Annotated in this window: 3 protein-coding genes; 2 read left to right on the forward strand and 1 reads right to left on the reverse strand. The window is 66.9% G+C overall.

The window, feature by feature from the left end; all coding sequences use genetic code 11:
• Positions 1-57 precede the first annotated feature (57 nt).
• Complete coding sequence (locus QIY60_RS17355) at positions 58-3,528, reverse strand: FG-GAP-like repeat-containing protein (RefSeq protein WP_283143266.1); 3,471 nt, start codon at positions 3,526-3,528, stop codon at positions 58-60.
• Positions 3,529-4,082: 554 nt separating this feature from the next.
• Here QIY60_RS17355 and QIY60_RS17360 point away from each other — a divergent pair.
• Both QIY60_RS17360 and QIY60_RS17365 read left to right on the forward strand, forming a co-directional pair.
• On the forward strand, positions 4,083-11,342 hold the full coding sequence (locus tag QIY60_RS17360; RefSeq protein WP_283143267.1) for a polymorphic toxin-type HINT domain-containing protein: 7,260 nt from the start codon (positions 4,083-4,085) through the stop codon (positions 11,340-11,342).
• A 102-nt stretch (positions 11,343-11,444) separates the two neighbouring features.
• On the forward strand, positions 11,445-11,702 hold the full coding sequence (locus QIY60_RS17365) for a hypothetical protein (protein WP_283143268.1): 258 nt from the start codon (positions 11,445-11,447) through the stop codon (positions 11,700-11,702).
• Positions 11,703-12,537 lie beyond the last annotated feature (835 nt).

The following is a 12,537-nucleotide window of genomic DNA, read 5'->3' on the forward strand; positions in this document are numbered from 1 at the left end:
GCGCGTGAGGAAAACGAGGAGGGGCCCGGACTGCGTGTCCGGGCCCCTCCTCCGTGTTCAGCCGATGGCGAGCTTCGACTGCCAGCCGCTGTTGATCTGGATCCCGGCGGTCGGCATCGTGGTGCGGCCACCGGAGTAGAAGCGGACGGTCCCGTCGGCCTTGACCACCCAGATGTCGGGGACGCCGTCTCCGTCGGCGTCGGGCGTGCCGTAGAGGAGCCTGATGTTGGCGCGCTGCCAGCTGGAGGCTCCGTAGACGCCGTCGGAGCCGTTGGCGGAACCGGCGGCGCTGGCGAGCGACTTCAGATCGACCCCGCCGGTGGCGGCCTTCTTGCCGACGCGCAGCGCGAGTTGCCCGGCGCTGTCACTGCGGTAGATCAGGTCAGCGGTGCCGTCGCCCGTGACGTCCTGGACCGTGACGATGTCGCGGCCGCTCCAGGCATCGGGTGACAGCTGGACCGCCTGGTCGACGGTGGCGCCGTTGTAACCGACCAGCGCCCAGAAGGCGTCGCCGACCCGGAGGAAGAAGTCCGGCTTGCCGTCACCGGTGGCGTCTCCGGCGGAGACGATCTGCGTGATGGAGGCCGGGCTGGGCGCGTTCGACGGCAGCAGGATCTCCTGGCGCTTGTCGATGTTGACGGCGCCGTATCCGTCGCCGGGATAGACCCACAGCTTGCCTTCGCGGACGGCGACGAGGTCCTGGAGGCCGTCGCCCCCGTAGACGTCACCGAGGTGCGCGATGAGCGTGTTCTTCCAGTAGCCGCTCGGGGCCGCGGTGTAGATCGGCCTGCCGTCCGAGCCGTTGGGGTCCTTGTCGGGGTTACCCCGGTAGCCACCGGACATGGAGTATCCGAGGTTGCCGCTGCCCTTGGTCAGGTCCGGCAGGGCCTGGGAGGGGTAGGTGCGCAGATCGCCGTCGCCGCTCACGACCATGAGGTCGGGGAGCTTGTCGCCGGTGAGGTCGCCCGGGGTGTCGGCGGAGTCCCGTGGGGTCACGTAGAAGAGGTACTTGCGGGGTTCGGACCTGTTGTTCGCCGCGTCAACGGCCCGTACGTACAGGACGACCGGGCCTGCCATGGGCGGCTTGGCCTTGGAGACGACGGTGGTCGGCGACCCGGCGGTCCGGCTGACCGAGAAGTTGTACGCGCCGCCGTTGTAGCTGTACTCGAACTTCACGACATCGCTCTGAGCCGTGCGGAACGTGAACGAACCGTCTTCACCGAACTTCCTGGCACTCCATACGGAGTCCTCAGGGTCGTTCCAGAAGCCGTTGTCGCTCTGGTCGGCGTCGGGGAAGTCCGTCGAGGTGACGATGGGCGGGCTCGGTCGCTGGTTGTCGAAGACGAACCGGCAGGGGATGTCGGCAGGGGAGTATCTGCTCGACGTGGCGCCGTACTTGTCGACGGCGATGACGCGCCACGAATACGTGGCGCCACTCTGCAGTCCGCTCGTCGAGAACGGGTCGGTGTGCACCCTCGCGGAAGACGTCTGACTGCCGACGGAGACGTTGCCCTTGCTGCCAAGGAGGTTGTTGTTGGTGGGGCTGGTGCCCGCCTTCCAGAGCTGGAAGCGGAGGGAGGCGAGGTTGTCGTCCCTGTCCTTGGCGCCGGCCCAGAACGTCAGTTGAGACGCGCCGACGTTGACGTACGGCGCGGTGGTGTCGCAGCTCAGATCCGGGTCGAGGTCGAGCCCGGTCGGGGGCTCGGGGCGCCGGTTGTAGGTGAGGTCGACGTACGGGTCGTTGCCGCCGTCCGCCTGGATCTTCTTCCAGGCGTACTGGGAGTCCTCCGTCGCGGCGCGCATGCCGATGGTCAGCGTCTTCCAGCCGTTGGCGACCGCGCGCTGTGCGGTGGGCGTGATCTTGAAGGCCTCGTAGGCGTCCGGGCAGGACCCGGACTTCCAGCCGTGGGCGAAGCTACGACTGGCCAGCTTGTTGCCACTGGTCATCTTCGGCGCGGTGTTCCACGTCGTCTTGGGGCTGATCTGACCGGTGAGATAGATGTCCATCCGTCGCGCGTCGCACGACCACGAGTAGGTCTCCAGGATGCGCAAGGTTGCGTCGGAGACGAGGGCGTCCTTGAGGTCGTCGTCCCAGTCGATGGTGAAGAAGGACCGGGACGTCCCCCAGGTGTCGGACTCGAATCCCACCCGGGCCTCGTGGGTGCCGCCCTTGTTGAAGTTCCGGCCGTTGTAGAAGTTGGCGTTCGGGTGCCGGTCGTAGGCCGTGGTCCAGTCGTTGGTGTGCTTCTTGACGGACGGGTCGATGAAGACCGGATACACGGTGGACGAGTCGTTGAGGAAGTCCTGATCGGCCGTCAGAACCCAGTCGGATCCCTGGAGATCGACGTCCGCGAGTGCGCCGTGGGAGGCGGGCTGCGGCCCGGAGAGGGCGGCCAGGCCCAGCGTCGCGTCCGGCCCGGTCCGGGTGGGCTCGGGCGACGCCTCCGGAGGGATCGGCGGAGGCGTGAGGTTGGGCCGGACGAACGAAGGGTCGGGTGCGTCGTCCGACGGCCTGGGCAGCACCTCCTTCCAGACGTCGCCCCGGTCGGTGTCGTCGCCTGCGCCGGACGGCTGTGGCGAGGCCGTGGGCGTCTCACCGTCCGACGCCGAGCCGTCCGGTGTGTCCGTCGGGGTCGGCTCGGGCGGTGGCGGCGTACCCGTTCCCCCGCCTCCGCTGTCGGTGCTGGCCGGAACACCCGCGCTGTCCCACATCAGCGGGGTGGGTGACTCGGCGACGTCATCTCCACCGCTGTCCTTCGCGGTGAGGATGCGCGTGGTGGGGTCGAGTACGAAGTTGAGATCGGGCGAGGAGAGCCCGTACGCGAGGCGCGCCACCTGCGGATTGGCAGCGGCCTGACGGCTTTTCACCACCAGGAGTTGAGCGAAGCCGCCGTCGTCGGCGGTCAGGACCAGGTCCGCGCCCGGCAGGATCTCCGGGTAGAGCGCGCGCGAGCCGTCGATCACCGGCTGGGGGATCGGTCCCGGCCAGGTCAGCACGATGTCATGGCCGCCGGTCGACAGGGTGACGAGGGCGTTGCCGGTCGCGGTGGCGGCGTTGGGCGCGGCGGGTGCGAGCAGGGGAACGCGGCGGGCTTGGTCACGCGAGGCGCGCTCGGTCCCGCTGCCGGAGGCGCCGGCGGAGAAGGCCATCCGCACGTTCGTCGCTTTGGGGGACCAGCCGTTGTTGACCTTGATCAAAGTGGGGTCGATCGCCTTCCATTCGCCACCCACTTCGGCTCGGATCGGACTTGCGTGGATGCGCCGTTGGAGCATTCCGTCCGGGCGGGCCCAGGTGGTCGAATACGCGGTACGCAGTGCCGCTGCCTCCACCGCCTTTCCGGTCCGCTTCGCCTTGGCCGCAGCCCCGGCCTCGTCCAGTGGTGCGGCGTTTTCGGTGGACCGCGGCTTCTTGTGGCTGCCCCCGGAATCATTCAGGCCGATATAGGTCACGCCCGAACCCACCACAACAGCCGCCGCTATGGCTGCTGTTGCTCTGCGTCCGGGCATGCGGCGCGCTCTGCTCGTCATGCGCGAGGTTCCCTTCCCCCCTCGTGCCGGCGTCGCGACGGACCACCGACCGGGCACTTCCTGTCGTCACGCCCTGCCGCTTCTGTGCGCGAGACGTGAAGATGCGACCAGATCATTGCTCAAGAGGGGAGCGTCGTCACGCCCAATCTGTCACCCCACGCACTCGCTGCCTCACCTTCGGCGGCTGTGCGGTTGCTGTGCCCGCGAAAGTCGAACCCGGCCCTCCGAACGGAAATGAGCCCATCCATTGCTCACTTTTCATGGCTGAACGGTGCATATCCGTGAGCGGATTAGTGACAGTTGATCCCGAACGGGCTGAGCTATCTGTTCTCCGCCGCTCAGGTTCTATTCCTGCTCACCTGGGCGGCATACTGCACTCCCTGCCTCAATGGTGTAGTTGGGGCGATACGCGGCGTGGTTATTTTCACTGATCACGTATATCCCTGGCTTTCTTCACAACGGGCACACAGAATCAGCGCGTTCTGAAGCGGCATCACCTGTGTTTCTTCCAGGCGCCGTCCGTTGACGTCCGGGGGGACTTCACCGTGTTTGTCATGCCGCCGTCCGCACGTGGTCGGCGCCGCCGTGCCTCCGCGCTCTCAGCCGTGTGCACGGCCCTGGCGATCGCCCTGCTGCCCACGCCCGCGCTGGCACAGCCGCCGGACCCGGCCAGGGACGAGGTACCGCGTGACGCCCTGGTTCTGGAGAACCTCCACCAGGACCAGCTGATCAAGGGCGGAACCCGGGACCCGAAGCTCGACCGCATCGATGTGGCAGCTCCGACGAGCACCACCGACGCTCCCGCGGGCACCACTACACCCCCCGCCGCGGGCACGGCTTCGGTCACCTTCTCCTCCGCCGCGCAGCAGACGGCCTTCCGCACGGGGTCCGCCGCCGCGACTCCGGCCGGTCTGGAGCCCGTGGGAACGCTCCCGGTGAAGCTCGGCCAGGCTCCGGGAGCCTCCGTGCCCACGGGCACGTGGCAGGTGGGCGTGTCCGCGCGTACGGCCATTGAGTCCGACGGTGTGGACGGCGCGGTCGTCACCGTGACGGCCCCGGCGGGCGCCTCCGTGCCGGTGTCCGTGCAGCTCGACTACCAGACGTACGAGAACCTCTACGGCGCCGACTGGGCCTCCCGGCTGCACTTCGTGCAGTTCCCCGAGTGCTACCTGACCACGCCCGACGTGGAGGAGTGCCGGGCCTATCAGGACCTGGAGACGGTCAACGACACCGGCGGCAAGACGATCACCGCGACCGTCGACACCGCCGCCGACGGCACGGTGACCCCGGCTGCCGCCCCCCGGGCCGCCGCTCCCTCCGGCGTCATGCAGGCGGCGTACGTCCAGCCGGTCGCCGCCGGCGGGGACAAGGCGGTCATCGGCGCGGTCGACTCCGGCGCGGGCAACGGTGGTTCGTTCAAGGCCACCCCGCTCGCGGGCGACGGCAAGTGGGCGGCCGGAAACTCGTCCGGCGCCTTCACCTGGTCGTACCCCGTGACCGTGCCGCCCGCCCCCGCGGGCCCCGCCCCGAAGATCTCCTTCGAGTACTCGTCCCAGACCGTCGACGGCAAGACGTCCACCAGCTCCCCGCAGGCCTCGTGGATCGGTGAGGGCTGGACGTACGAGCCCGGCCACATCGAGCGCCGCTACCGGGCCTGCCAGGACGACCGCAAGGACACCGACGCCGGGGCGCCCAACAACAAGGACAAGAAGTACAAGACGTCCGACCTGTGCTGGGTCTCGTACAACGCGGTCATGTCGCTCGGCGGCCGGACGACCGAGCTGGTGCGGGTCGGTACCACGGACACCTACCGCCCGCAGAACGACGACGGCACCCGCGTCGAGCTCAAGTCCGGCGGCGACAACGGGGACAACAACGGCGAGTACTGGGTGGTCACCACCACCGACGGAACCCAGTACTTCTACGGCCTCAACAAGGTCGGCGGCAGCCACGCCGACACCAACTCCGTCTTCACCGTCCCGGTCTACGGCAACCACCCCGGCGAGCCCTGCTACGCCACGGCGTTCGCCGACTCCCGCTGCGCCGAAGGCACCACCAAGAAGCAGCAGGCCTGGCACTGGGGCCTGGACAAGGTCGTCGACGTCCACGGCAACGCGATGATCGTCAACTGGGCCCAGGAGACGAACTACTACGCCCCCAACAAGAAGTTCAAGTCGCCCGAGAAGTACATCCGCGGCGGCTATCCGACGAGCATCGAGTACGGGCTGCGCACCGGATCGCTCACCACGCCCTCGGCCCGCGTCGTCTTCAACACCAAGGAGCGTTGCCTGGTCGGCGCGACTGCCTGCGACGAGGCCAAGTTCAACAACACGGCGGACCCCGCCTCGTACCGCCCGTGGTGGGACGTCCCCGGCAACCTGAACTGTAAGTCCGACTCCAAGCTCTGCCCGGCTTTCCCGTCGTTTTGGACCCGCAAGCGTCTGGAGTCGGTCACCACCGAGGCCGCCCGCCCGGGCGTCACGGGTCTGGCGAAGGTCGACACGTACAACCTTGAGCAGAGCTTCCCGCGCGACTGGTACGACACCTCGCCGGGCCTGTGGCTAACCAAGATCACCCGTCGGGGATACGCCCCGGGTGACAGCACCGGCACGCTCATGTCCAGCGCGGGCGTCAGCTTCGGCCCGTACGTCGTGGGCAGCGACCATCCTCTGCGCGGCTACCTGAAGGACAAGCAGCTCCCCAACCTGGTCCCCAAGTCGTCGAGCGACTCCCGGCCGGGCTTCACGCGTCCGCGCATCGGCACGGTCGCCACGGAGCACGGGGCGGACATCGAGGTCCGGTACAAGGGCGGCTGCCGCACCGAGCCGTCGGTCGACCAGGACAAGAACACCGGCACGTGCTACCCGGTGCGATGGTCGCCGGACGGCGAGGAGGAGAAGCCCGCGCTCTCCTGGTTCAACAAGTACCTCGTCGACTCGGTCACCGAGACCGACCGGATCACCGGCGTCTCCGACCGCATCACGACCAACTACTCCTACTCGGGCGCTGCCTGGGGCAAGAGCGACGACGAGTTCACCAAGCCCGACCTGCGCACGTACAGCGAGTGGCGCGGCTTCCAGCAGGTCGCCACCACCAAGGGCAGCAAGAACACGCCCTCCACCGGAAACCCGCAGACGCAGTCGTACTCCGTCACCCGCTACTTCCGCGGTGCGGGCGGCGCGGTCAAGGACTCCACCGGCACGGTGACGCTGATCGCCGACGACCAGCCCCAGTACGGGGGGATGGCTGCCGAGTCGATCACGTACGACGGCAGCGGCGGCAGGGTGCTCAAGCGCACCCTCAGCTTCCCCTGGTCCAAGCAGACGGCTTCGCGCGACCGGGACGGCGGTGCGGGGGCCCTGCTCGCCCACCGCACCGGGGTGGAGCGAACCGACGCGATCCAGACAGTCGACACCAGCTGGCAGGCGGTCCGCACCACGACCAAGGTCGACGACGACCACGGTCTGCCCATCGAGGTCCAGACCGCCGTGGTCCGGCCCAACGGGACCGGCGGCGAGACGCTCAGCGACTACACCTGCGCCAAGACGGACTACGTCCACAACGAGAGCGCGAACCTCATCGGGCTCCCCAAGCAGATCCGCTCGACGAGCACGTCGTGTGCCGATTACGCCGGCGCCGATGCGTCGACGCAGCTGACGGGAGCCGCCCGGACGTCGTACGACGGGCTGGACTACGGCGACACCCCGACCAAGGGGCTCGCCACCACGATCACGGAGACCAATGGCGCGGGCAGCGCCTTCGGCCCTGCGGTGACCATGACGTACGACCCGCTGGGGCGCGTCCGTACGGTGAAGAAGCCGCTGGTCGGGAGCACCGAGACCCAGTACACGCCCGGTGACGGTGGTGGACCCGTCACCTCGACGAAGGTCATCAACGCCAAGGGATTCGCGACCACCACGACTCTCGACCCCGGCCGCGCCCTGCCGCTGACCGTCACCGACCCCAACGGCCGGGTGGCACGCACCGAGTACGACGCGCTCGGCCGCCTCGTGAAGGGCTGGACCCCGGCTCGCTCCTCGGGCACCCAGACGCCGGACGTCAAGATCACGTACCAGATGGCGGTGGCGACGGACACGACGACCAAGCCCACCGCCGTCACCGTCGAGAACATCAAGGACGACGGCACCTACGCCAAGCAAGTCACCGTCTACGACGGCCTGATGCGCGCCGTGCAGACGCAGAGCGAGGCACACGGGCCCGGCCGGATCATCGCGGACACCCGCTACGACGACCACGGCCTCGTCCGGGAGCAGACGAACCCCTATCTGGCGGCCGGGGACCCGCAGTCCGCACAGTTCAAGCGCGCCTCGGACAGCCTGGTGCCGAGCATGGCGCGTACGACGTATGACGGCCTGGAGCGGCCGGTCCGGGTGTCCACGCTCTTCAGCGGCAAGTCCGTCTACGCGGCGACCACCAGCTACCAGGACACCAGCACGTTCGCCGTCCCGGCGGGCGGCGCGGCCCCCGCGGTGAAGACCCTCACGGACGCGCGCGGCCGTGTCACCGCGATCCAGCACTTCACCAACCCGCAGTCCACCGAGTACCGCCAGACCAGCTACGAGTACGACGCCCGGGGCAACCGCTCGAAGGTCATCGACCCGGCGGGCAACGCCTGGACGTACACCTATGACGCCCGCAAGCGTCTGATCGCCTCGACCGACCCGGACACGGGTGAGACGACGTCGGGATACGACGACGCGGACCGCCTGGTGAGCGTGACCGACTCCCGGGGCAGCACGTACACGTCGTACGACGAGTTGAGCCGGATCGTCGCGGTCCGCGAAGGCTCCACGACGGCCCCGCCGGTGAAGGAGTTCTCGTTCGACACCCTGCCGGGTGCGCTCGGGCAGCCCGTCGAGTCGATCCGCCACGACAAGAGTGGCGACTACATCAACCGGGTCACCGGTTACGACACGGGCTACCGGCCGACGGGCAAGGAGACGGTCGTCCCGGCCAACGCGATGACGACGGGAGTGTCGGGCACGTACAAGTACGCGTACGAGTACACGCCGACCGGCAAGCCACTGTCGGTGACGCTGCCGGCGGTGGGTGGTCTGGCGGCAGAGAAGGTCGTCACGCGTTACAACAGCGACGGCCTGGCGGAGTCGACGTCGGGGCAGAGCTGGTACACGACGGACGTCACGTACTCCCCGTACGGCGAGCCGCTGCGCGTGGTGAGCGGCCCCCAGCCGTACCGGGTCTGGACGACGAACTTCGTCGACGAGCACACGGGCCGACTCCAGCGCACGGTCACGGACCGCGAGACGACGAACTCGCACAGGGTCAACAGCAGTTACTACTCCTACGATGTCGCGGGCAACGTCACGTCCAACGCCCGCCAGCTCACGGACGCGGGGACGTCCGTCTGGGACAACCAGTGCTTCACGTATGACGCGATGGGGCAGCTGGTCCACGCCTGGACGTCCAACCTGACCCCGGGCACTACGTCGGTGGGCTGCAAGTCCGACAGCGGCCAGCAGTGGGGGTACAACGGGGACGGAACGGCGTCGGGTGGACCGGTCGCCAATGCGGCCGACGCTTCCTCCGACAAGAGCAGCCCAGATGCGGCGCTCACCGCTTCGCTCAAGTCGGCTGCCCCGGCGACGGGTTCAGTGGCCGGTGGGGCGACGGGCTACTGGGACAGCTACACCTTCGACGTCCTGGGCAACCGCGCGACGCAGGTGCGACACGACCCGTCCGACCCGACGAAGGACGTCTCCCTCCGCTACGGCTACGGCACGACGATCACGGGCAACGGAACGAGCCCGAGCACGCTGATCCAGCCCCACGTGCTGACGGACGTCACCTCGACCCCGTCGGGCAGCGGCAGCGCCTATGAGTACGACCGCACGGGCAACACCACGGTCCGCGACCTGGCGGACGTCACTCAGCGCTTCACCTGGACCCAGGAGCGCAAGGTCGACACGGTGACGGTCGACGGCGTCAAGACGCAGTACGTCTACGACGCCGAGGGCAACCGCGTCCTGGAGAACTCGCCTTCGGGCAGCGTGCTGTACCTGGGCGAGACGGAACTGACGACGGCGGCGGGGAAGATCACGCGCGCGAGTCGTGCCTATGCGCAGGCGGGCGCGCCGACGGTGGTCCGCTCGACGACGGACGGCGCGACGTCAGGCCACAAGCTGAGCGTCCTGCTGAGCGACCAGCTGGGGACGGCGTCGACGTCGGTGGAGCAGTCGCCGGGCCAGCCGATCACTCGGCGGGCGTTCAAGCCGTACGGGGAGGTGCGGGGGGCGAAGCCGGGGGCTTGGCCTAATAAGCGGAGCTACTTGGGTGTCGGCGTAGACGATACGAGTACCGGTCTCACGCATATGGGCGCTCGGGAGTACGACCAGGCCAACGGCCGCTTCCTCTCGGCCGACCCGATCATCATCGACTCGGACCCCGTGCAGATGAACGGGTACGCGTACAGCGGGAACAACCCGGTCACGACGAGCGACCCTTCCGGTCTGTGCCGGGCCGATCAGTGTGGCGTCGGCACGCCGAAGGGAGATGGCAGCGGGACCATCATCACTGATGGTCCCGTGGACCCCGGAAACGCGGGGGCGGGATCGTGCCACAAGGGTAGTTGTGGGGAGGGCGACGACAGCGGATCCCTGCACAAAGACACAAAGCGTCACGAGATATTTCCGGGTGTTTGGGTTCCGAACAATTGGCAGAACGAAGACCAATTCACGAGGCTCTTCTACCGCTATTACTTGGACGCCAATCGATACCCGCAGAAGGATGACTACCTGGTCGAACGCGACAATCCTGACGCTCAGGCGCAGCTGCGGCACTGGGTACGCCTCGTATGCATGGTCATGGAGTGCGCCAAGGGAATGGTCCTCAATTCCACTGGCAGGGGAGGATTCCTCTTCGCTGGTGGTGAGATGGGGGCAGGGGCGAGGGGCATGGGAGCTGGAGCCTCGGGCAGGGGGATGGCTGCAGAACTCAGCTCTTCGAGGCCACCTGGATGTACTAAGTGCTTCCTTGCAGGCACCAAGGTGCTCATGGCTGATGGGCATGGCAAGAGCATCGAATCGGTCAAGGTAGGCGACGAAGTCGTTGCGACTGACCCGAGAACAGGTACATCCGGGAAGCGTAAAGTCACGCGACTGATCGTCACCGACGGCGATAAATACTTCAATGAGCTCACCATCGCGACGAAGGATGGGCCGAAGAAGCTTACCGCCACTCATGAGCATCCCTTCTGGTCCGTCTCCGCCAACGCTTGGGTTGAAGCGGGGCAGATCGAGCCGGGCACGAAACTGCGTACCCCTGTGGGCGGGGTTGTAAGGGTCCTTGCCAATAGGGGGTACGCGCAGCATGCTCGGACGTACAACCTGACGGTGGATGACCTTCACACGTACTATGTACTGGCGGGTGAGACGCCGGTCCTCGTTCATAACAGCAACGGGTGCCCGACGTACATGAACGTGGCGCCGAGTGGTAAGGGAGTCGTTGCCGACCTTGACAGTGACGGACTCTTCTCGCTTGTGATCAATTCTGGCCCGGATACGCCGCGAGGTGGCGAGATGTTTAACGCCGCTCTTGCTCATTTTGGCAACAAGGTGAAGGGTGTTAAGGCGTACTGGCAGAATGGGGGGACGCTGAGCGACAACTTGAACTCCTTTAACGCGGCTGTGCGAAATGGCGCTTCGCTTGAGGATGCGGCGCGGGCCACGTTTACCGGGAAGATGTCCGGAAGGGCGGGCTTTTCGGGGAGTGTGGAGATAACCGAACTTCGAGGTATGCCGGGAGATTATACCAACGTGGGTGTGATCTTCCGGTAGAGAGTGTTCGCTTGATTTGCGAGGTAAGGATTGAGTCCCCGCTTCAGTCCACGGTAATTTCTTTAGCTTAGAGAATGTTAGGTTGGAGTCGAGATGGATCGTATGGAAGAAATCGCGCGCGAACTGAAAAAGGCTCACGCTGAAGGGAAGGGTGTGGTGGAGCTCGCATTGCTCTCAAGAGAGAAGCTGGGTTCGGGATTTGGTGTCATTTCATTTATTGCTTCATTTCGTCTTGCTTTTGATATTCCGTTGCCTGTTCTGCAGCGTGCACAAGCGTGGGAGGGGTTTGGTTGGGGAGGGCTACAGATAACGGACGAAGAGTTCACGGCCGTCCTTTTGCCTTGGCTTGCCAAGAAGTGATCTAATTGCCCTCTAAATGTGGCCCCTGGGTGGAGCCGGTGCCTATTCTATATCGCCACTTGAAGCCCTGTCAGCGCCCTGGTAGGGCTTCTGAGCGGGCTGACCGCAGTAGTTCACGGAAACGCCAGCGGACGAAGACTGCGCACTGGGACGGTTGAGCGCCGTCGCCGTTGGCTGTCTCGGTGGTCTCCGGGCTGCCGAGTTCGGTGCCGACGGCGTTAATGGCGTCACAGCGGAGGGGCGTCGGACGTGGATGGTGGCGGTGACGCCGAAGTGCGCTTGCGCAAGGCGTTCTTTGATTGCAACGAGTTCGATGCCCTGTTCTAGGAGAGTAAGGACCAAGTGCCGGAGGCGGCGGAGGCCGACCTTGCAGAGCAGCGCGGTGAGGTGTGGGCGAGCTTGCTCGGACTCATGGTCCTGGCTGAGGGGCCGTACGTCTCGGTGACGGCTGTGGTCGGCACATCGACAGGGCGGACCTCATCGCCGTTGTGATGTTGGGACGCACCGGGGGCACTGGCATGGCGGCCACGCGGAGGTGAGCAGGGGTACGAGGGAATCGGTTAGAGGGATCGCCCGCCGTGGTCCCCAGATCCGGCCGCTGTCCCGCGACACCCGGAGGGTCAGGGCGACGCGCGGTTCCCCTCTCACCGGCACGGTCATGTCCGACCGCCCGGACGGTCCCAACGGGTGCTCGAATACTCGTGGAAGTGCAGCCCGTCGTGCCTGTCCCCGAGTGTGCAGTTGCGGGCCGGATTGCCCGGCGCTGGTACCCAGCACAGGCCAAGGCTGACCGGCTTGCCCTTGCCTGAACCGGCCAGATCCTCTGCGGTATGGC

Source organism: Streptomyces sp. BPTC-684 (genome assembly GCF_030028635.1).
Lineage (GTDB): Bacteria > Actinomycetota > Actinomycetes > Streptomycetales > Streptomycetaceae > Streptomyces > Streptomyces noboritoensis.

Excerpts from the sequence above, each read along its gene's own strand:
- QIY60_RS17355 (WP_283143266.1), bottom strand. The coding sequence starts at position 3,528 with ATGACGAGCAGAGCGCGCCGCATGCCCGGACGCAGAGCAACAGCAGCC.
- QIY60_RS17360 (WP_283143267.1), top strand. The coding sequence starts at position 4,083 with ATGCCGCCGTCCGCACGTGGTCGGCGCCGCCGTGCCTCCGCGCTCTCA.
- QIY60_RS17365 (WP_283143268.1), top strand. The coding sequence starts at position 11,445 with ATGGAAGAAATCGCGCGCGAACTGAAAAAGGCTCACGCTGAAGGGAAG.